1 protein-coding gene is annotated in these 23,955 nt (G+C 74.9%); it reads right to left on the bottom strand.

Annotation, left to right across the window (positions count from 1 at the left end):
- Nucleotides 1–23,952 (bottom strand): non-ribosomal peptide synthase/polyketide synthase, encoded by a 23,952-nt coding sequence (locus tag ACFV9M_RS03475; protein ID WP_385063750.1) that lies wholly within the window; start codon nucleotides 23,950–23,952, stop codon nucleotides 1–3.
- Nucleotides 23,953–23,955 lie beyond the last annotated feature (3 nt).

Here is a 23,955-nt window from a genome sequence, read left to right as displayed (position 1 = left end):
TCAGTCCTTCTGGTCGGGGGTGGTGTCACCGGTGGCCTCGGCCAGGCGGGCGGCCAGGATCGGTCCGATCTGGGCCAGCGAGCCGGCTTCGGTCATCTTGTTGTGCCGGGTGGTGATGTCGTGGGACGTGATCCGGCCCGTGAGGTACGGGCGCCAGGTCGCGGGCCCGGCGTCGTTCCCGTCGCGATCGATGGTCGAGTTGAACAGCAGCAGGTCGCCGTCGAACACGGAGGGGACGAAGTCGACCGCCAGCTTCGCGTTGTTGATCATGATGTGGACGATGACTTCGATCTGCCGTTCCGTCAGGCCCTGCAGAGCGCTGCCCCGTCGGTTCAGGACCTCGGCGACTTCGGCGTAGGTCAGTTCCCGGTCGCCCAGCTCGTCGGGGTCGACGTCGAGCACGCCGACGAGCACGTCCCGCTCGGTGGGCACGGGCGTCTCCTCGAACTGCACGTCCTTCACCGGGTAGGCGTCGAGGACGGCCAGCAGCGCGGTCCGCTCGCCGCGCGCCTGCAACTCGCAGGCGAGGGCATGGGCGATCAGCCCGCCGGCGGACCAGCCGAGGAGCAGGTACGGGCCCTGGGGCTGGATCTTGCGGATCTGGTCGGCGTAGTCGGCCGCCATCTCCTCGATGGAGGTGGGCAGGGGTTCGGGGCGGCCGAGGCCGCGCGCCTGGATCGCGTAGACCGGGTGCTGGGGACCGATGTGGTTGAGCAGCCCGCTGTACGACCAGCTGATGCCGCCGCCGGGGTGGATGCAGAACAGCGGCGTGCCGGTCCCGCTCGACCGCAGCGGCAGGACGACGTCCAGCGCGTCCTCGGGGTCGTCCATGACCAGGCGCTCGCTGAGACCGGCCACGGTCGGCGCCTCGAACAGCATGCGCAGGCCCAGTTCCAGGCCGAGGGTCTCGCGGACGCGGGAGGCCAGGCGGGCGGCGAGCAGCGAGTGTCCGCCCAGATCGAAGAAGTTGTCGTCGATGCGCACCTGTTCCCGGCCGAGGACCTCGGCGAAGAGGTCGCACAGGAGCTGCTCCCGCGGCGTCCTCGGGCCGCGTCCGGCGCCGGTCGCCCCGTACTCGGGGGCGGGCAGGGCGGCCCGGTCGAGCTTGCCGTTGGCGGTCAGCGGCAGCGTGTCCAGGGTGACGAACGCCGCCGGCACCATGTAGTCGGGCAGGTCGCGGCGCAGGCGCCCGGCGAGCTCGGCCGTCTCGGGCGCGCCCTCGGGCGCGGGCACCAGGTACGCGACGAGCCGCTTGTCGCCGGGCCGGTCCTCGCGGGCGACGACGGCCGCCTGGGCGACGCCGGGGCAGCTCGCGAGGATCGCCTCGATCTCGCCGGGCTCGATGCGCAGTCCCCGGAGCTTGACCTGGTGGTCGGTGCGTCCGGCGAACTCAAGGATGCCCTCGGACGTCCACCGTGCCAGGTCGCCGGTGCGGTAGATCCGGCTGCCGGGCGGCCCGAACGGGTCGGCGGTGAAGCGCTCCGCCGTCAGGCCGGGCCGGCCGAGGTAGCCGCGGGCCACACCGGTGCCCGCGAGGTACAGCTCGCCGACCAGGCCCGCGGGCGCCGGGCGCAGACGCGCGTCGAGTACGTAGGCGCGCATGTTCGCCATGGGACGGCCGATCGGCACGGTCGCGGCGTGCTCGGGGAGGTCGCGCACCGGGTGGCAGGTGGCCAGGGTGGTCGCCTCGGTGGGCCCGTAGCCGTCGATCACCTCGATGCCGGGGCAGGCCCGGAGCACCCGGGCGACGGCTGCAGGGGAGACCACGTCACCGCCGGTCCACACCTCCCGCACCCCCGCGAGCAGGCCCGGCCGCTCCTCGGCGACCAGACGGAACAGGCCCGCCGTCAGCCACAGTCCGGTTACCCGGTGCCTGCTGATCGTGTGCTGCAGCAGGTCGAGATCGAGCCGCTCGGGCGGTGCGACCACGACCGTGCCGCCGCTCAGCAGCGGCACCCACAGCTCGTAGGTCGAGAGGTCGAAGGCGGTCGGGGAGTGCATGAGCACCCGCTCGTGTCCACCGTCCCGCCACTCGGGCGAGAGCGCGAGGCCCACGACGTCCCGGTGGGTGACGGCCACGCCCTTCGGCCGGCCGGTCGAGCCGGAGGTGTACATCACGTACGCCAACTGCTGCTGATCGCAGTGCACTTCGACGTCGGACGAGTCGTACTCACCGTCGATCAATGTGGTCAGCGCGTCCTCGGTGAGCACCAGCGCGGCCCCGCTCTCCTTGAGGATCAGCTCGGTCCGGGTCTGTGGGAAGCGCGAGTCGAGGGGCACATAGGCGCCGCCCGCCTTGGTGATCGCCAGGAGCGCCACGACCAGGTCCGCCGAGCGGTCCAGCAGCACCGCGACCGGTGTCTCCGGTCGTACGCCCTGGCGGATCAGTGCCCGCGCGAGACGGTTGGACCGCTGGTCGAGTTCCCGGTACGTCAACTCGGTGGCGCCCGCCACGACGGCCACCGCGTCCGGGGTGGCGCGCACCTGGCGGGCGAACAGCTCCGGCAGCGCGGCCCCGGGCAGCTCGGCCGGGACGCCGGTGGACGCGGACAGCAGCCGGGCGCGTTCCTCGTCCGACAGGATGTCGATCCGGCTGATCGGCCGGGCGGGGTCGTCGACCGCCGCGCGCAGCAGCCGTGCCCAGCGGGCGAACAGCAGCTCCACGGTGGCCGGTTCGAACAGGTCGGTGGCGAACTCCACCGCGCCGACCAGGCCGTCGGGTCCGCCGTCCGCACGGAACCACTCGGCGAGGCTGAACGTCAGGTCGACCCGCGAGGTCCCGGTCGACGCCTCCAGGTGGCCGGTCGACAGCCCCGGCAGTGCGAATTCGCCCACCGGCGCGTTCTGCAGGGCCAGCATGACCTGGAACAGCGGGTGGTGGGAGAGCGACCGGGCCGGGTTGACCACCTCGACCAGGTATTCGAAGGGCACGTCCTGGTGGTCGTAGGCGGCGAGCGCCTTGTGCCGCACCCGGTCGAGCAGTTCGGCGAAGCCGGGGTCGCCGCTCGTGTCGGTGCGCAGCACCAGCGTGTTGACGAAGAAGCCGACCAGGTCGTCCAGCGCCTCGTCGGTGCGGCCGGCGATGGGGCTGCCGATCGGGATGTCGCTGCCGGCGCCGAGGCGGGTGAGCAGCGCGGCGAGACCGGCCTGGAGCACCATGAACATGCTGGCGCCGCGCGCGGCGGCCAGGTCGCGCAGTGCCTGGTGCAGGTCCGGGTCGAGCGCGACCGCCACGCGGTCGCCCCGCTGGGTGGCGACCGGGGGACGGGGCCGGTCGGCGGGCAGCAGCACCTGCTGCGGGATGCCCGCCAGCTCGTCCTTCCAGTAGGCCAGTTGCCGGGCGAAGAGGCTGTCCGGGTCGGCGGTGTCGCCGAGCAGGTCGCGTTGCCAGCAGGTGTAGTCGGCGTACTGCACCGGCAGCGGGGACCAGTGCGGCTCCTCACCCCGGCAGCGCGCCGTGTAGGCGGCCGCGAGGTCGGCGGAGAGCGGTCCCATCGACCAGCCGTCGGCGGCGATGTGGTGCACCACGACCAGCAGGACGTGCCGGTCGGGCGCGAGCGCGTACAGCTCGGCCCGGAGCGGCGGCTCGGCCGCCAGGTCGAAGCCCCGCCGTGCCGTCGCGGCCAGCCGCTCGGCCAGCCGGTCCTCGGCGAGCGCGATCACCGGCAGCTCCGGGTACGCCTGCTCGGTGCTCAGTACGACCTGGTACGGCACGCCGTCCGTTTCGCGGAAGACCGTCCGCAGGCTCTCGTGCCGGGCGATCACGTCCACGAGCGCGGCGTGCAGGGCCGGGCGGTCGAGCGCGCCGGTCAGGCTCAGCGCGAGCGGCATGTTGTAGGTGGCGCTCGCCCCGTCCATCCGGTGCAGGAACCACAGGCGGCGCTGGGCGAAGGACAGCTCCACGCGGTCGGGGCGCGGCCGGGCGGTCACCGCGGGCCGCGCCGCGCCGGAGCCGTCGAGGCGGGCCGCCAGGCCGGCCACGGTCGGCGTCTCGAACAGCGTACGGACGTCCAGTTCGGCGCCGAGGGTCGCGCGGACGCGGGCGGCCAGGCGGGTGGCCAGCAGCGAGTGTCCGCCGAGGTCGAAGAAGCTGTCCTCGACGCCGACCTGGGCCAGGCCCAGCAGCTCGGCGAACAGCTCGGCGAGGAGCTGTTCCTGCGGGGTGCGCGGCGCCCGTGCGGTCCCGGCCGTCCCGAGGTCGGGCGCGGGCAGCGCGCGGCGGTCGAGCTTGCCGCTGCCCGTCAGCGGCAGTGCCCGGAGCGCCACGAAGGCCGACGGGACCAGGTAGTGGGGCAGTCGCCCGCGCAGCCATTCCCGGAGTTCGCCGATGAGGGCGCCGGTGCCCCGGCTGCCGGTCGGGCGGTTGGTCAGCGACGACAGGGGCCGGGAGGCGGTGACGGCCGGCCGGTAGGGCTCGACGGGGGCGCCGTGACCCGCCCGCGGGTCGGCGAGGACGATGTCCACGGCGTCGTCCTGCGCGGCCGACCAGGTGACGCCCACCCAGAGGCCGAACTCCTGCCCGAGGGCCGCGAAGTCTTCCGGGTCGGGCAGTGCGCTGTCCTCCGGGCCGTGCAGCCGTTCCAGCAGCCCGGCGAGCGAGTCGTCGCCGTCCTGTACGGCCCGGGCCAGCGCGGCCTCGCGCGCCACGCGGCGGTTCGGCACCCCGGTGATCCGCAGCAGGTCCGCGTGCGGCCGGGCGAGCAGCTCGCGCAGCTCGTCCGTCCCGGTGACCTGCCGCCCCCACTCCAGCTCGGCCGTCCGGCGGGGGGCGGCCGGGGCGACCGGCGGCTTGTGCAGCGTCACGTCGTACCGGTAACGGGTCAGCTCGTTGTGATGGCGGCCCCGCTTGACCTCGACGCTCACCGCGCCGATGTCCGTGCCGCGCTCGCGCAGGACGGTGAAGAAGTCCGGGTCGACCAGGAGTTCCTTCTCGACCCTGACGGCCTGCTCCACCGCCCGGCGCACCGCCGAGAGGTCACCGTCGGCGCCGGTCCGGTGCAGTTGGACCGCGGTGGCCAGCGGGCGCAGCAGCCGCAGGTTGCGCACGTCGCCGACGAAGAGCGTGCCGCCGGGCGCGAGCAGCTCCATCAGCTTCCCGATCACGTCCGCGAGGTAGTCGGCGGACGGGAAGTACTGCACCACCGAGTTGATCACGATGGTGTCGAAGTGCCCGGCCGGCAGGCCGTCGGTGTCGTGCGCCGGGCGGACCTGGAGCACGGTCCGCCCGGCCAGATCGTCCCGGCGGGCGACCTGGGCGGTCAGCGCGTCGATCGCCGTGGCGGAGAAGTCCGTCGCCCAGTAGGTCTCGCAGTGCGGGGCGATCCCCGAGAGCAGCAGTCCGGTGCCGACGCCGATCTCCAGGACCCGACGGGGGCGCAGGGCCAGGATGCGGGTCACGGTGGCGTCCCGCCATTCCCGCATCTGCTCGACCGGGATCGGGCTCGTGTCATAGCTGCTGTTCCAGCCGACGAAGTTCTGGCCGAAGCCTGCTTCCTCCGGCGTGATGGGCAGGGCGTCGTAGATGTCCCGCCACTCGCTCACGTGGTCCGTCTCCAGGCCGCTGTCTCGGCCCTCTTCCTGGTGCGGGACGACGTAGCCTACGAGCCGGTTTTCCTGGGCGAGGACGGCGGCCCGGGCGACGGCGGGGTGTTCGGCCAGCACCGCCTCGATCTCGCCGGGCTCGATCCGGAAGCCGCGCACCTTCACCTGGTCGTCCGCACGGCCGACGTACTCCAGCTCGCCGCCGGCACGCCAGCGCACCAGGTCTCCGGTGCGGTACATGCGCTCCCCCGCGCCGAACGGGCAGGCGACGAACCGCCCGGCCGTCAGGCCCGGCCGGTTCAGGTACCCGCGCGCCAGGCCCGCGCCCGCGACGTACAGCTCCCCCGCCACGCCCGGCGGCACCGGTCGCAGCCGCTCGTCCAGCACGTACACCCGGGCGTTGGCGATCGGACGGCCGATCGGCGGCACGCCCGTGCCGGGTGCCAGCGGGTCGCTCATGGTCGCGCACACCGTGGTCTCGGTCGGTCCGTAGGCGTTGACCATGCGGCACCCGGACGCCCAGCGGTCCACCAGCTCCGGCGGACACGCCTCGCCGGCCACCACCAGTGTCGACAGCCGCACCGAGTCCTCCGGCACGGCGGCGAGGACGGACGGGGGCACGGTCGCGTGGGTGAGCGCCAGGTTCCGGTCGGCCAGCGCGGCGACCGGGTCCGCCGTCGGCGGCAGCACCAGGGCGGCGCCGCGCAGCAGCGCGGTGCAGATCTCCGACACCGAGGCGTCGAAGCTGGGCGAGGCGAACTGCAGCACGCGGCTGCCGGGTTCGATCGCGAAGCGCTCGATCTGCGTCGCGACCAGGCTCGCGATGCCGCCGTGGCCGACGACGACGCCCTTGGGGCGGCCGGTCGACCCCGAGGTGTAGATCACGTAGGCCGGGTGCCGGACGTCGAGCGCGACCGCGGGGTCGGTCCCGGGCCACGCGGACACCTCGGTCACCAGCGCCGGGTCGTCGACCACCAGGGCCGGCCGGGCGTCGTCCAGCATGTACGCGATCCGCGCCGCCGGGTACGCCGGGTCCACCGGCAGGTACGCGGCCCCGGCCTTCAGCACGCCCAGGACGGCCACCACGGACTCCACCGAGCGCGGCAGGGCCACGGCCACGATCTGCTCCGGCCCGACGCCCCGGTCGATCAGCGCGTGCGCGAACCGGTTGGCGCGGGCGTTGAGCTGCCGGTACGTCACCTCGGTGTCGCCGCACGCCAGCGCCACCGCGTCGGGTGTCGCGGCCACTTGCGCCGCGAACGCCTGCGGCACCGGGACGGCCGCCACCTCCCGCTCGGTGTCGTTGACCCACTCCAGCAGGCGGTGCCGCTCGTCGGCGCCGAGCAGTTCGATCGCGCCGATCGGCCGGTCCGGGTCGGCGGTGACGGCTTCCAGGAGGCGCGTCCAGCGCGCGGCGAGGGCCGTGACCGTGGAGCGGTCGAACAGGTCGGTGGCGTACTCCACCGCGCCGACGATCCCCGCCGGGCCGCCGTCCGGGCCGGACCTCTCGACGAGGCTCACGCCGATGTCGAACTTGGCGGTCCTGGTGTCCACCGCGTAGGTGGTGACGTCCAGGCCCGGCAGGGAGAAGCGGCCCATGGGAGCGTTCTGCACGGCCAGGATGGTCTGGAACAGCGGGTGGTGGGAGAGGGACCGGGACGGGTTCAGGACCTCCACGAGGTGCTCGAACGGCACGTCCTGGTGCGCGTACGCCGACAGCGCCGTCTCCCGCACCCGGGCCAGCAGCTCGGTGAAGCTCGGGTCCCCGCTCGTGTCGGTGCGCAGCACCAGCGTGTTGACGAAGAACCCGACCAGGTCGTCCAGCGCCTCGTCGGTCCGTCCCGCGATGGGGCTGCCGATCGGGATGTCCGTGCCGGCCCCCAGCCGCGTGTACAGCGCTGCCAGCGCCGCCTGGAGCACCATGAACAGGCTGGCGCCCGAGCGGCGCGCCACCTCCAACAGGGACGCGTGCAGTTCGGGGCTCAGCTCCAGAGCGACATGGTCCCCGTGCCACCCGGCCACGGCCGGCCGGGGCCGGTCGGTGGGCAGCCGGAGCAGCTCCGGCAGGTCGGCGAGCTGGTGCTTCCAGTGGTCGAGCTGCTCGGCGAACCGGCTGCGGCGGTCGGCTGCGTCGCCGAGCAGGTCCCGTTGCCACAGCGTGTAGTCCGCGTACTGCACCGGCAGGGCGCGCCAGTGCGGCGTGCGGCCCTCGCACCGGGCGGTGTACGCCTCGGCCAGGTCGCGGGCCAACGGGCCGGTCGACCAGCCGTCACCGGCGATGTGGTGCATCACCAGCAGCAGGACGTGCCTGTCCGGCGCAAGGGCGAACAGCTCCGCCCGCAGGGGCGTCTGGTCCTCCAGGTCGAACGGCAGCCGGGCGAACTCGGTCATTCGCTCGGGGAGGTCCGCCTCCGAGATCTGGATCAGCCGCGTCCGGGGCCGGGCCACGGCCGGGTCGAGGACGAGCTGGCGGGGTACGCCGTCGACCTCCGGGAAGACCGTCCGCAGGCTCTCGTGCCGGGCCACCACGTCGGCCAGCGCCGCGTCCAGCGCGGCCCGGTCGAGCGTCCCCGTCAGCCGGAGCGCGAGCGGGATGTGGTAGGTCGCGGCGGCGCCGTCCATGCGGTGCAGGAACCACAGGCGGCGCTGGGCGAAGGACAGCGGCACCGCCTCCGGCCGCTCGCGCCGGGTCAGTGCCGGGCGGGTGCGGCCGGCCTCGGTCAGCGTCTCGGCCAGGCCGGCCACGGTGGGCGCCTGGAAGAGGGCGCGCAGTCCCATCTCCACGCCGAGCACCGAACGCACCCGTGCGGCCAGCCTGGTGGCGAGCAGGGAGTGCCCGCCCAGCTCGAAGAAGTCCTCGTCGACACCGACCCGAGGCACGCCCAGCACCTCGGCGAACAGCTCGCACAGGATCTGCTCGCGCGGTGTGCGCGGCGCCCGGCCGCCGGCGGCCGTGTCCGCCGCGGGCGCGGGCAGCGCCGCCCGGTCCAGCTTCCCGTTCGGCGTCAGCGGCAGCGCGTCCAGCAGCACGAACACGGACGGCACCAGGTAGTCGGGGAGCCGGTCGCGCAGGTGCGCCGCCAGCTCCGCGGGGCGGACGGCGACGCCGGGACGGGCCGCGGCGTAGCCGACGAGCCGGTCGTCCCGGGCGAGCACGGCGGCCTGGGCGACGTCCGGGTGCTCGGCCAGCGCCGCCTCGACCTCTGCGAGCTCGATTCGGAAGCCGCGCACCTTCACCTGGTCGTCGGCACGGCCGACGTACTCCAGCTCGCCGTCGGTGCGGCGGCGCACCACGTCCCCGGTGCGGTACATCCGCACACCCGCAGGGCCGAACGGGCAGGCGACGAACCGCCCGGCCGTCAGGCCCGGCCGGTTCAGGTACCCGCGCGCCAGACCGGACCCGGCGACGTACAACTCCCCCGCGACACCGGGCGGCACGACACGCAGCCGCTCGTCCAGGACGTACACCCGGAAGCCCGCGACCGGCCGGCCGATCGGCGGCGCGCCGGAGCCCGGGGACAGCGGGTCGCTCATGGTCGCGCACACGGTGGTCTCGGTCGGACCGTAGGCGTTGATCATGCGCCTGCCCGGCGCCCAGCGGGCGACCAGCTCTGGCGCGCACGCCTCACCCGCGACGACCAGGGTGGTGGCCGTGAGGTCGGCGCCGTCCACCGCGGCCAGGGCCGACGGCGGAAGGGTCACGTGGGTGACGCCGAGCCGGCGGTCCGTCAGGGCCTCCAGCGGGCTGTCGAACGGGGCCAGGACGAGCGCGGCTCCGGTGAGGACGGCGCCGCACAGGTCCCAGAAGGACGCGTCGAAGCTGGGCGAGGCGAACTGGAGCACCCGGCTGCCCGGCGCCACGCCGAGCCGGTCGGCCTGCGTCGCCACCAGGCCGGACACGCCGGCGTGGCTCACCACCACGCCCTTGGGGCGGCCCGTCGAACCCGAGGTGTAGATCACGTAGGCCGGGTGCCGGGCGTCCACCGCGACACCCGGATCGGTCTCCGGCAGGCCGGCGGCGCCGGCCACCAGGGCCGGGTCGTCGACGACCACCGTCGGCCGCGCGTCGTCCAGCATGAACGCGATCCGTGCCGCCGGGTACGCCGGGTCCACCGGCAGGTACGCGGCCCCGGCCTTCAGCGCGCCCAGGACCGCGACCACCGACTCCACCGACCGCGGCAGCGCCACCGCCACGACGTGTTCCGGGCCCACGCCCCGCGCCCTGAGCGCGTGCGCGAACCGGTTCGCCCGGGCGTCGAGCTGCCGGTACGTCAGCTCGGCGTCCCCGCACACCAGCGCGACCGCGTCCGGCGTCTGTGCCGCCCGGGCCGCGAACAGCGCCGGCAGGCTCAGCCCTGCGGCCGCGTCCCCGGCGGCGGGCAGCAGCTCGCGGCGCTCCTCGGCGGACAGCAGGTCGATCCCGCCGATCGGCCGGTCCGGCGCGGCGACGACGGCGGTCAGCAGCCTGGTCCAGCGGGCGGCCAGTGCCTCGACCGTCGCGCGGTCGAACAGGTCGGTGCTGTACTCGACCGCGCCGCTGAGCCCGGCCGGCGCGCCGTCCGGCCCGTGCTCCTCCGCGAACCCGAAGGTCAGGTCGAGCCGTGCGGTCCCGGTGAGCACGGGGATGCCGGTGACCCTGAGACCCGGCAGGTCGAAGTCGCCACCCGGTGCGTTCTGCACGACCAGGCCGGTCTGGAACAGCGGGTGGTGGGAGAGGGACCGGGACGGGTTCAGCACCTCCACCAGGTGCTCGAACGGCACGTCCTGGTGCGCGTACGCCGACAGCGCCGTCTCCCGCACCCGGCCCAGCAGTTCGGTGAAGCTCGGATCGCCACTCGTGTCGGTGCGCAGCACCAGCGTGTTGATGAAGAACCCGACCAGGTCGTCCAGCGCCTCGTCGGTCCGCCCGGCGACCGGGCTGCCGATGGCGATGTCCGTGCCGGCGCCCAGGCGCGTGTACAGCGCGGCGAGCGCGGCCTGCAGCACCATGAACAGGGTCGCGCCCGAGCGGCGCGCCACCTCCAGCAGGGACGCGTGCAGTGCGGCGTCGATCCGCAGTTCCAGCAGGTCGCCGCCGTACGACATGGTGGCCGGGCGCGGCCGGTCAGTGGGTAGCGGCACCTGCTCGGGCAGCCCGGCCAGCGCCTCCTTCCAGTAGGCGACCTGGCGGGCGAAGAGGCTGTCTTCGTCGTGCTCGTCACCGAGGACCTCGTGCTGCCACAGGGTGTAGTCGCCGTACGTCACCGGCAGCGGCGGCCAGGCGGGCGCCCCGCCGCCGCGCCGGCTGGTGTAGGCGGTGGCCAGGTCGCGGGCGAGCGGGCCCATGGACCAGCCGTCGCCGACGATGTGGTGCATGACCAGCAGCAGCACGTGCTCGTCGGGGGCGAGGGCGAACAGCTCGGCGCGCAGCGGCACTTCCCGGGTCAGGTCGAACGCCCGCACCGCAGCGGCGCGCAGCAGGGCGGGCATCTCCGCCTCGCCGGCCGCGCGCACGGTCAGCGGGACGGGGACCTCGGCGGTGTCCACGACCCGCTGGCGCGGGATCCCGGCGGTGTGCGGGAAGACCGTGCGCAGGGTCTCGTGCCGGGCCACCACGTCGGCCAGCGCGGCGCTCAGCGCGGCCCGGTCGAGGTCGCCGGAGAGCCGCAGGGCGAGGGGCATGTGGTATGTGGCGCTCGGGGCCCCGAACTGCTGGAGGAACCACAGGCGGCGCTGGGCGAAGGACAGCGGCATGGCCTCGGGACGTGGCCGGGGCACCAGGGCCTTGCGTGCGGCGCCTGTGTCGTGCAGCCCAGCGGCCAGTCCGGCGGGGGTCGGGTGCCGGAACAGGGAGCGCAGCTCCAGTTCGACGCCGAGCGTCGCGCGGACCCGCGAGACCAGCCGGGTGGCGAGCAGGGAGTGCCCGCCGAGGTCGAAGAAGCCGTCGTCGACACCGACCCGCGGCACGCCCAGCACCTCGGCGAACAGCTCGCACAGGATCTGCTCCTGCGGTGTGCGCGGCGCCCGGCCGCCGGCGGCCGTGTCCGCCGCGGGCACGGGCGCGGGCAGCGCCGCCCGGTCCAGCTTCCCGTTCGGCGTCAGCGGCAGCGCGTCCAGCAGCACGAACGCGGACGGCACCAGGTGGTCCGGGACCCGCTCGCGCAGGTGCGCCGCCAGCTCCGCGGCGCTCGCCACGGTCGCGGCCGGCGGGACGACGTAGGCGACGAGCCGGTCCTCCCGGGCCAGCACCGCGACCTGGGCGACCGACGGGTGTGCGGCCAGCTCGGCCTCGATCTCGCCGGGCTCGACCCGGAACCCGCGGATCTTCACCTGGTGGTCCGCCCGGCCGGCGAACTCCAGCTCGCCGTCGGCCCGCCAGCGGACCAGGTCGCCGGTGCGGTACATCAGGGCGCCGCCCGGACCGTAGGGGTCGGCGACGAACCGCGTGGCGGTGAGCCCGGGCCGGTTGAGATAGCCGCGGGCGAGACCCGCCCCGGCGAGGTACAGCTCACCCAGCACGCCGGGGGCGACCGGCCGCAGCGCCGCGTCCAGCACGTACGCCCGGCAGTTGGCGATCGGGCGGCCGATCGGTACCGGCAGCGGGCAGTCGGCGGGGTCGGCCGGGAGCGGGTAGGCGGTGATCACATGGGTCTCGGCGGGGCCGTAGTGGTTGTGCAGTGCCCGGCCCGGCCTCCGGGCCGCGAAGCGGCGTACGCCACCACCGAGCCGCATCGCCTCGCCGGCCTGCGCGATCAGCCGCAGCCTCGGCAGCGCGAGACCAGCCTCCTCGGCGGCCTCGGCCAGCGCCTCGATCACCAGGTTGGGCGCGAACAGCTCCTCGACCTCGTGGCGGTCCAGCCAGCGGGCGAAGAGCTGGGCGCTGCGGCGCTGCTCCTCGGTCGGCACCACCAGGGTCTTGCCGTATAGCAGCGCGGAGAGCGTCTCCTGCACCGAGACGTCGAAGCTGAGGGCGGTGAACTGCGCGGTGCGCGTGCCGGGTGCGCCGCCGACGGACCCGTGGTGCCAGGCCAGCAGGTTCAGCAGGCCGGCGGCGGGCATCACGACGGCCTTGGGCCTGCCGGTGGAGCCCGAGGTGTAGATGACGTACGCGGGGTGGCGCGGGTCCGCGGCGACGGCCGGATCGTGCTCCGGCCAGGACTCGTCCGGTACGACGGCCCCGAGGTCGTCGAGCACCACGGCCGGGCGTGCGTCCCGCAGCATGTAGGCGATCCGGGTGGCCGGGTAGTCCGGGTCGACCGGCAGGTACGCCGCGCCCGTCTTGAGTACGGCGAGGACGGCGACGACCAACTCGGCGGAGCGCGGCAGTCGCAGGGCCACGACCTGCTCCGGCCCGGCCCCGCGCGCGATCAGTGCGTGCGCCAGGCGGTTGGCCCTGCGGTTCAGCTCCCGGTAGGTCAGCACGGTGTCCTCGAACACCAGCGCCGGCGCCTCGGGAACCGCCCGGACCTGCGCCTCGAACAGGGCGGGCAGGGTGGCGGCGGGCACCGGGCGCGCGGTGTCGTTGCGCGCGACCAGCAGGTCGTGCCGTTCCTCGGCGGTGAGGACGTCGATCCGGCTCAGCGGCCGGCCCGGGTCGGCGGTCACCGACGCCAGCAGACGCAGCCACCGCGTGAGCAGTGCCTCGACCGTGGCGGCGTCGAAGAGGTCGGTGCTGTACTCGACCCGCCCGACGATGCCGTCGGCCGGTCCGCCGGTGCCGCCGCGCTCCAGCAGGTGGAAGCCGAGGTCGAACATGGCCGTCGGCGTCCGCACCGGGACGATCTCGACGGCCAGGCCGCTCAGGGCGAACTCGGTACCGGGCACGTTCTGCAGCGCGAGCAGCACCTGGAACAGCGGCTGGCGGGCGAGGGACCGGGACGGATTGCACGCCTCGACGACGTGTTCGAAGGGCAGGTCCTGGTGCGCGTAGGCGCCCAGCGCGCCCTCCCGGACCCGGCCGAGCAGCTCGGCGAAGGTCGGGTCGCCGCTGGTGTCGGTGCGCAGGACCTGGGTGTTGACGAAGAAGCCGACGAGGTCGTCCAGGGCCTGGTCGGTCCGCCCGGCGATCAGGCCGCCGATCGGGATGTCCTGCCCGGCGCCGAGTTTGTCCAGCAGGGCCGCCAGCGTGGCCTGGAGCACCATGTACACGCTGGCGCCGTGCTCCCGGCCCAGACGGACCAGGCCGGCGTGCAGGTCGGCGTCCAAGCTGATCGGAAGCCGGCCCCCGGACCAGGAGGGGGTCGCGGGGCGGGGGCGGTCGGCGGGGAGCCGGATCTGCTCCGGCAGGTCCGCCAGCCGCTCCGTCCAGTAGGTCCGCTGGCGGGCGAACAGGCTGTCCGGGTCGGCCGGGTCGCCGAGCAGCTCGCCCTGCCACAGGGTGTAGTCGGCGTACTGCACGGGCAGCGGTGCCCACCGCGGCTCCTCGCCCTCGCGGCGTGCCGCGTACGCGGTGGCCAGGTCGGCGGCGAGCGGGCCCAGCGACCAGCCGTCGCCGGCGATGTGGTGGATCACCAGGAGCAGCACATGGTCGTCCGCCGCGACCCGGAACACCTCGGCTCGGAGCGGCGGTTCGGCCGCGAGGTCGAATCCCCGGGTCGCGGCCCGCGCCAGCAGGTCCGGCAGGTCCGTCTCGCCGGCCGGGACGACCGACAGCGCCGGGCGCGCCTCCGCGGGGGGCAGTACCCGCTGGCGGGGCACGCCGTCCACGGCGGGGAAGAGCGTGCGCAGGGTTTCGTGCCGGTCGACGACGTCACCCAGCGCCGTCTCCAGGGCGGGCGCGTCCAGCGGCCCCGTGAGCCGCCAGGCCAGCGGCATGTTGTAGACGGAGTCCGCGCCTTCCATCTGACGCAGGAACCAGAGCCTTCGCTGCGCGGACGACAGCGGCACCAGCGCGGGCCGCTCGACCCGCCGCAGGGCGAGCCGGGCCCGGTCCGCGTCGTCCAGCGCGGCGGCCAGTCCGGCCACCGTCGGGCTCTGGAACAGGGTGCGCAGGGCGAGTTCCACGCCGAGGGCCGCACGGACCCGGGCCGCCAGCCGCGTGGCCAGCAGGGAGTGCCCGCCCAGGTCGAAGAAGTCGTCGTCGACGCCGACCTCGGACACGCCCAGCACCTCGGCGAACAGCCCCGCCAGCACCTGTTCCTGGGGCGTGCGCGGGGCCCGGCCGGACCGGGTCGCGTCGGTGTCCGGCTCGGGGAGCGCGCTCCGGTCCAGCTTGCCGCTGGCGTTCACCGGCAGGGCGTCGAGGGGGACGAAGACGGCGGGCACCATGTAGTCGGGCAGCCGCTCGCGCAGGTGCGCCCGCAGCTCCTCGGGCCGGAGTGCGGCCCCGGCGGCGGGTACCGGGTAGGCGACCAGCCGGGGGTCCTCCGCCCGGTCCTGCCGGACGATCACGGCGGCCCGCGCGACCTGCGGGTGCGCCGCCAGGGCCGCCTCGATCTCGCCCAGCTCGATCCGGAAGCCCCGGACCTTGACCTGGTCGTCGCTGCGGCCGAGGAACTCCAGGTTGCCGTCCGTGCCCCAGCGCGCCAGGTCGCCGGTGCGGTACATCCTCGTGCCGGCCGGGCCGGACGGGTCCGCCACGAACCGCGCCGCGGTCGGCCCTGGCCGGTCGAGGTAGCCGCGCGCCAGGCCCGCACCGGCGAGGTACAGCTCACCGGGCACCCCGGCGGGCACCGGCTGCATGGCGGCGTCGAGCAGGTGCAGCCGTACGCCGTCGAGCGGCCGGCCGATCACCGGGCGCGAGTGCGGCCCAAGCGGCGCGCACACCGAGTCCACCGTGCACTCGGCCGGCCCGTAATAGTTGAGGGAGGACACCCCCTCGGCCGCCCGCAACCGCTCCCAGAGCCGCTCCGGTACGGCTTCCCCGCCCAGGCCGACGAACGAGGGCCGCCACCGCGGGTGGTCCAGCAGGCCGTGGTCGACGAGGACTTGCAGGTAGGACGGGGTACCGCCGACGGTGTGCAGCCCGACCCGCGAGGCGTACTGGAGGTAGGCATCCGGATCGGTCCAGGTCGCTTCGTCCAGCACGTGCAGCTCGTGGCCGGCGTAGAGGGCGAACAGCTGGTCGCAGGAGGCGTCGAACGACACGGACGTGGTCAGCCCGATCCGCATCCGCTCCCCCGTCCGGAAGACCAGCGGGTGCTGAGCGTGGAACAGGTTGGCCAGGCCGCCGTGCGTCGCCACCACGCCCTTGGGCCGTCCGGTGGAACCGGAGGTGTAGACGACGTAGACCGGGTGGTCAGGATGGACGGTGACGCCCGGATCGGTCGACGGGCATGCGGCCACCGTCGCGGCCGCTCCCGGGTCGTCGGTCACCAGCCACTCGGCGGGACCGGCCTGCGGCAGCCGGCCGCGGGTGCGGGCGTCGGTCACCCCCAGGACCGGCCGGGCGTCGTCGAGCATGTACGTGATCCGCGCGGCCGGGTACCCCGGGTCGACCGGGAGGTACGCGGCGCCGGTCTTCTGCACCGCGAGGACGGCCACCACCAGCTCGGCCGACCGGGGCAGGGCCACCGCCACCAGCCGCTCCGGGCCCGCGCCGCGCGCGAGGAGCGCGTGCGCCAGCCGGTTCGCCCGCGCGTCCAGCTCCGCGTACGTCAGCGAGGTGTCCGGTCCCACCACCGCGAGGGCGCCCGGAGTCGCGCGCACCTGTGCCCGGAACAGTTCGGGCAGGCTGTCGGTGAACGGCCGGGCCGCCGGGCCGGCGCCCAGCGCCGTCAGTCGGGCGCGCTCCTCGGCGCCGAGCAGGCCGAACCGGCTGAGCCGGGACCGCGGGTCGGCGACCACGGCGCGCAGCAGCCGGACCCACCGCTCGCACATCGTCCGGACGGTGGCCGGATCGTACAGGTCGCAGGCGTACTCGACGGAAGCGTCGATCCCCGCCGGGGAGCCGTCCTCGGCGTGCCGCTCGGCCAGGGTGAAGAGCAGGTCGAGCTTGGCGGTGGTCGAGGCGGGCGGCATGTCGGCGACGCGCAGGCCGGGCGGCGCGAAGTCGGCGCGGGGGGCGTTCTGCAGCACCAGCATGACCTGGAACAGCGGGTGGTGCGCCAGCGACCGGGCCGGGTTGAGGGCCTCGACCAGGTACTCGAAGGGCAGGTCCTGGTGGGCGTACCCGGCCAGTGCGGTCTCCCGGACCCGGCCCAGCAGTTCGGCGAACGTCGGATCGCCCGAGGTGTCGGTGCGGAAGACCAGGGTGTTGACGAAGTAGCCGACCAGTTCGTCCTGGGCCTGGTCGGTCCGGCCGGCGACGGGGCTGCCGACCGGGATGTCGTCGCCCGCGCCGAGCTTGCTCAGCAGGACCGCCAGCCCGGCCTGGAGCACCATGAACAGACTGGTGCCGTGGGCGCGGGCGAGTTCGCGCAGCCCGTGGTGCAGGTCGGCGTCCAGCTCGGCCCGGACGGACCCGCCCCGGTGCGAGGCGAGGGCCGGGCGGGGCCGGTCGCCGGGCAGCGGAAGTTGTTCGGGCAGGTCCGCCAACTGCCTCGTCCAGTAGGCCGTCTGGCGGGCGAGCGGGCTGTCCTCGTCGGCGGCGTCGCCGAGCAGTTCGTGCTGCCACAGCGTGTGGTCGACGTACTGGACCGGCAGCTCGGCCCACTGCGGCGCCTCGCCGCGGCGGCGCGCCGCGTAGGCGGTGGTCAGTCCGTGTGCGAGCGGGCCCAGCGACCAGCCGTCGCCCGCGATGTGGTGGAGCACCACCTGGAAGACGTGCTCGTCCGCCGCCAGCTCGAACAGCTCGGCGCGCAGCGGTGCGTCGACGGCCAGGTCGAACGGCCGGGCCTGCGCCCGCGCCATGGCGTCCGCCAGCTCCGCCTCGGTCGTCCGGCTCACGAGCAGCCGCGGGCGGGCCGCCTCGACGTCCAGCACCCGCTGGCGGGGGACGCCGTCGACCGCCGGGAAGACGGTGAGCAGGCTCTCGTGCCGGGCCACCACGTCCGCCACGGCGGCTTCCAGGGCCCGCCGGTCCAGCTCCCCGGACAGGCGCCAGGCCAGGGAGATGTGGTAGCTGGCGCCGGCGTCCTCCAGTTGGTGCAGGAACCACAGGCGTCGCTGGGCGAAGGAGAGCGGGATCGCCTCGGGGCGTTCGCGCCGGGTCAGGGCGGGCTGCGCCGGTCCGGCCGCCACCAGGGCGGCGGCCAGGCCGGCCGGGGTCGGCGCCTCGAAGAGGGTGCGCAGCGGCATCTCCGCGCCGAGCGTCGCGCGGATCCGGGCGGCGAGGCGGGTGGCCAGCAGCGAGTGCCCGCCCAGGTCGAAGAAGCCGTCGTCGACGCCGGCCGACGCGACGCCCAGGACCTCGGCGAACAGCTCGCACAGGATCCGCTCCTGCGCGGTGCGCGGCGCGCGGGCGGGGGCCGCCGGGGCGAGGTCGGGGGCGGGCAGGGCCCGGTGGTCCAGCTTGCCGTTGGCCGTCAGCGGCAGCGCGTCCAGCACGACGAACGCCGACGGCACCATGTACTGCGGGAGGCGTTCCGCCAAGTGCGCGCGCAGCTCGTCCGGCCGGGGCCCGGCCCCGGCGGCGGGCGCCACGTAGGCGACCAGCCGGGTGTCGTCGGCCCGGTCCTGCCGGGCGAGGACGGCGACTCGGGCGACGCCGGGGTGCGCGGCCAGCACCGCCTCGATCTCGCCCGGCTCGATCCGGAAGCCGCGCACCTTCACCTGCTGGTCGGCGCGGCCGACGTAGCGCAGGCCGCCGTCGGCCGCGCGGCGCACGACGTCGCCGCTGCGGTACATCCGCGACCCGGGCGTGCCGAACGGGTCGGCCACGAACCGCCCGGCGGTCAGGCCGGGCCGGTCGAGGTAGCCGCGCGCCAGGCCGGCGCCCGCGACGTACAGCTCGCCGGGTACGCCGGGGGCGACCGGGCGAAGGTGGGCGTCCAGCACGTACGTCCGCAGGTCCGCGAGGGCCGTGCCGATGTGGCCGGTGGCGGCGCCGGTCCGGTCGAGCGCCGCGTGGGTGACGTGCACCGTGGTCTCGGTGATGCCGTACATGTTGACCAGCCGCGGCGCGTCGTCCGGGTGCCGGTCGTACCAGCTCGCCAGCCGGGCGTGCTCCAGTGCCTCGCCGCCGAACACGACCGTGCGCAGCGCGAGGCGGCGGCCGGTCTCCGGGGCCTCCGCGTCGGCCTGCATGAGCTGGTAGAACGCGGACGGCGTCTGGTTGAGCACGGTCACCCGCTCGCGGGCGAGGAGGGCCAGGAAGCGGTCGGGCGAGCGGCTGGTTTCGTGGTCGACGACCACCAGACGGCCGCCGTGCAGCAGCGGGCCCCACAGCTCCCACACCGAGAAGTCGAAGGCGTAGGAGTGGAAGAGCGTCCAGACGTCCTGGGCGCGGAAGCCGAACAGTTCCCTGGTCGCGTCGAACAGCCGCACCACGTTCCGGTGCGGGACCACCACGCCCTTGGGGGCGCCGGTGGAGCCGGAGGTGTAGATGACGTAGGCCGCGTGCCGCGGGTCGAGGGGGACCGCCGGGTCCGTGTCCGGCAGGCCGTCGAGGTCCGTGGCGTCCAGCAGCAGCCGGTCCACTTGGCCCGCGCCGGGCAGGTCGCCGGTCCGGCTGGTGGTCACCAGGAGCGCGGGCCCGGCGTCCCGGAGGAGGTGGCTGATCCGCGCGGCGGGGTACGCCGGGTCCACCGGGAGGTAGGCGCCGCCCGCCTTGAGCACGGCGAGCACCGCCACGACCTGCTCCGCCGAGCGCGGCAGCGCCAGTGCCACCCGCCGCTCCGGGCCCACTCCCCGGGCGATCAGGGCGTGCGCGAGCCGGTTCGCGCGGGCGTTCAGCTCGGCATAGGTCAGGGAGCCGTCGCCGTCGGTGACGGCGACGGCGGCCGGCTTCTGCCGTACCCGCCGCTCGAACAGGGCGGTCAGGCTGTCCGCCGGCGGCTCCTCGCGCCGGCCGGCGGGCGCCGGGAGCAGCGCGCGCAGCTCCTCCTCGGACAGGACGTCCACCTGGCCGAGCCTGCGGGCCGGGTCGGCTACGACGGCGCGGAGCAGCCGCAGCCACCGCTCGACGATGCCGGTCACGGTGGGCTCGTCGAACAGGTCGGTGCTGTACTCCACCACGCCGGACAGGCCGTCCCCACCGGGCTGTTCGGCGAGGACGAAGGTCAGGTCGCACTTCGCCGTCCCGGTGGGCGCCAGGTCGGTCGTCACCCGCAGCCGGGGCAGGGCGAAGGCGCCGAGCGGCGCGTTCTGCAACGCGAGCATGGTCTGGAACAGCGGGTGGTGCGCCAGCGACCGGGCCGGGTTCAACGCCTCCACCAGGTGCTCGAACGGCACGTCCTGGTGCGCGTACGCGGCGAGCGCGTCGGTGCGCACCCTGCCCAGCAGTTCGGTGAACGACGGGTTCCCGGAGAGGTCGGTGCGCAAGACCAGGGTGTTGACGAAGAAGCCAACCAGGTCGTCGGCGGCCTCGTCGGTGCGTCCGGCGACGGGTGTGCCGATCGGGACGTCGGTGCCCGCGCCCAGCTTGCCCAGCAGGGCGGCCAGTCCGGCCTGGAGCACCATGAAAAGGCTGGCTCCGCCGCTGCGGGCGAGCGTCCGCAGGCCCTGGTGCAGTTCGGCGTCGATCCGCACCGGCAGCCGGTCGCCCCGGTAGGACATCGCGGCCGGCCGGTGCCGGTCGAACGGCAGCTCCACCTGATCGGGCAGGTCCGCCAACCGGCGCCGCCAGTAGGCGAGCTGACGGTTCAGGAGACTGTCCGGGTCCGTGCCGTCGCCGAGCAGCTCCCGCTGCCAGAGGGCGTAGTCGGCGTACTGGACCGGCAGCGGCGACCACGTGGGTTTCGCGCCCTCGGCGCGGGCGGCGTAGGCGGCCGTGAGGTCCCGCGAGAGCGGGCCCGTCGACCAGCCGTCGCCGGCGATGTGGTGCACGACCAGCAGCAGTACGTGCTCCTCGGCCGTCAGCCGGAAGAGTTCGGCGCGCAGCGGCGGCTCCTCGGCGAGGTCGAAGCCGTGCCTGGCGGCCAGGGCGAGCCGTTCGGGCAGTTCGTGCGCGCCGGTCTCGGTCGTCCGCAGCCGGGGGCGGGCCTCCTCCGCGGCCCGTACCCGCTGGCACGGCACGCCGTCGATCACGGGGAAGACGGTGCGCAGGCTCTCGTGCCGTTCGACCAGGTCCGCGAGGGCGGCTTCGAGTGCCCGCTCGTCCAGGCTCCCGGACAGCCGCAGGGTCAGCGGGATGTTGTAGGTGGCGCTCGGGCCCTCCATGCGGTGCAGGAACCACAGGCGGCGCTGCGCGAAGGACAGGGGGACGACGTCGGGCCGCTCTTGGGGCACGAGCGCCGGACGGGCCCGGCCCGCGCGGTCCACGGCCGCCGCCAGTTCCGCCGCCGTCGGCGCGTCGAACAGGTCGCCCAGCCGCAGCTCCACGCCGAGGACCGAGCGGATTCGGGCGACCAGCCGGGTGGCGAGCAGGGAGTGCCCGCCGAGGTCGAAGAAGTTGTCGTCCGGTCCGGCATCGGGCACGGCGAGCACCTCGGCGAACAGCCCGACGAGCAGGTGTTCGGTCGCGGTGCGAGGGACGCGGCCCGGTGCGGCGGGCCCTTCCGGCCCGGGCGCGGGGAGGGCCCGCCGGTCGAGCTTGCCGTTCGGGGTCAGGGGCAGCGCGTCCAGCAGCACGTACGCGTCCGGCACCATGGGCCGGGGCAGCCGGTCGCGCAGGTGGTCGCGGAGGGCGGCGCCGGTCACGGTGGCGCCGCGCTCGGGCACCGCGTAGGCGACGAGCCGTGCCTCCCCTCCCGGTTCGGCGCGCGCCGTCACGGCGGCCCGGGCGACCTGGGGGTGCTCGGCGAGCACGGCCTCGATCTCGCCCGGTTCGACCCGGAAGCCGCGGACCTTGACCTGGTCGTCGGTGCGGCCGAGGAACTCAAGGTTCCCGGCCGCGTCCCAGCGCACCAGGTCGCCGGTGCGGTACATGCGCGACCCGCTCGGTCCGAACGGGTCCGCGACGAACCGCCCGGCGGTCAGCCCGGGCCGGTTCAGGTAGCCGCGCGCCAGCCCCGCGCCCGCGATGTACAGCTCGCCCCGCGCACCGGTCGGCAGCGGCCGCAGGGCGCCGTCGAGCACGTACAGCCGAGTGTTGGTCACCGGCTTGCCGATCACCGGGCGCGGGCTCGACCCCATGGGCGCGACGACCGAGTTGACGGTGCATTCGGACGGCCCGTACAGGTTCAGGCAGGTCACGCCCTCGGCCGACCGCAGCCGGTCCCACAGCGCCTGCGGGACGGCCTCGCCGCCCGCCGCGACCAGCGCCGGACGCCACTGCGGGTCGCTCAGCAGCCCCTGGGCGACCAGCTCCTGCAAGTAGGAGGGGGTGGCTTCGAGGTAGTCCAGTCCGCGGCGCGCCGCGTAACCGACGAGGGCATCGGGGTCGGACCAGGTCGCGTGGTCCAGGACGTGCAGCTCGTGGCCCCCGAACAGGGCGAGCAACTGGTTCCAGGAGGCGTCGAAGGAGACCGAGGTGGTCAGCGCCACCCGCAGCCGCCGGCGCGTCTTCAGCGCCGGCGCGAAGTGCTGCTCCCGGAGGTCGGTGAGCAGGTCGAGCAGGCCGCCGTGGGTGGGCAGCAGGCCCTTGGGACGTCCGGTGGAGCCCGAGGTGTGGATGACGTACGCGGGGAGGTCCGGGGCGATGGCCACCGTCGGGTCATCCGCCGGACAGGCGGCCACCGAAGCGGCCGTCTCCGGGTCGTCGAGGACCAGCCGGTCGACGGTGCCGGCCTGCGGCAGCCGCTCCGCACCGCGGGAGTCCGTGACGAGCAGGGCCGGCCGGGCGTCGTCGAGCAGAAGGCCCGTCCGGGCGGCGGGGTACTCGGGGTCGACGGGCACGAACGCCGCCCCCGTCTTCAGTACCGCGAGGACTGCCATCACCAGCTCGGCCGAGCGCGGCAGAGCCACCGCCACCAGCCGCTCCGGGCCCGCTCCCCGAGCGATCAAGGCGTGCGCCAGCCGATTGGCCCGCGCGTCCAGTTCCGCGTACGTCAGGGAGACGTCGCCGCACACCAGGGCGACGAGGCCCGGGGTCGCCCGGACGTGCTCCCGGAACAGCTCCGGCAGGCTCGCGGCGGGGGCCGGGGCGACCGGGCCGGTGCCGAGCGCCGCCGGCTCGCGCTGCTCCTCGGCGGTGAGCAGTTCCATCCGGCCCACCGGCTCGTCCTCGTCCCAGTCCGCGAGGGTGTCCAGGAGCGCGAGCAGCCGCCGCTGGTGGTCGGCGAGGTCGCCGGGGCCGTACGCCTGGGGGGAGCCGTGCAGCCGGAGCAGCGGCGGGTTGCCGTCCCGGTAGTCGAAGACCCAGACGGCGAGGTCGGTGGTCGACCCGGATACGAAGTGGTGCACGGAGGCCGGGTGTCCGGCGAAGCTCGGCCGGGAGTTGAAGGCCATGATGTTGACGATCAGCGGGAACGCGGTCCCGATGCCGCCAGCGACGCCGAGGTCCCGCAGCAGGTCCTCGCTGCGGTAACGCTCGTGCGCGACGGCCGTCTCGACCTCTCGCGCCGCCTGGGCGACGAGCTCGCGCCACGGCATGTCCGGCCGCACCGCCAGCCGCAGCGGTACCACGTTGGAGGTCGTGCCCGGCACCGCCGTCAAGTCTCGTCCGGCGCCCCGGCGGGCGGTGACGGGCAGGGCCAGTACCACGTCACGGTCGCCGGTCAGCCGGTGGGCGTAGAGGGCGGTCGCGGCGACCAGCAGCCGGGACCAGCGGACCCCGGACCGGTCAGCCGCCGCCCGCAAAGCGTCCGGGCGGCGCAGTTCCCGCTCCTCGGCAAGCCGGAGGGGGCGGTGCGGGTCGGTCGTGGAGGCGTCGGTGAGCCGGGTCGGGGCGGGCCGGTCGGCGAACCGCTCAGTCCAATAGGCGCGGTCGGCGGCGAAGTCGGTGGAGGCGCGGTAGGCGGCGTCGCTGTCGACCAGGTCCCGCAGCGGGCCGAACGGGCAGGGGGGCACGGCGGCGCCTTCGGTCAGGGCCGAGTACACCTCGCCGACCCGCTGGCGGAGCATGGAGCTGCTGATCGCGTCGAGTACCAGGTGGTGGTAGTTCAGGTACCAGAGGTACTTCGTCGGCGACGCCTTGATCAGCGCGTGGCCGAACAGCGGGTCGCGGGCGAGGTCCAGCGGGCGCAGCAGGTCCCGCTCCATCCAGCGCAGGGCCGCCGCCCGGGGGTCGGGCTCGGCACTGAGGTCGAGGTGGGCCGGGGCCCAGTCCCAGCTCTCCCGGAGAATCTGGCGCGGGCCGTCGCCGTCGTCGGCGAAGGTCACGTGCAGGGCGTCGACCTCGTCGACCACCCGGCGCAGTGCCGTCTCGAACAACCCCCGGTCCACCGGGCCGTGGATCTCCAGGCACTCGCCGACGCGGTAGCCCGGGACAGGCGTGCGGGCGCTCTGCTCGGCGAGCCAGATCTCGCGCTGGGCCGCGGTCAGCGGAAGGGTGTCACCATCGCGACGGGACATGCG

Origin of the sequence: Streptomyces sp. NPDC059895 (assembly GCF_042731035.1) — a bacterium.
In the GTDB taxonomy this organism is placed as follows: domain Bacteria; phylum Actinomycetota; class Actinomycetes; order Streptomycetales; family Streptomycetaceae; genus Streptomyces.
This window is presented reverse-complemented; position numbering and strand designations above follow the sequence as displayed.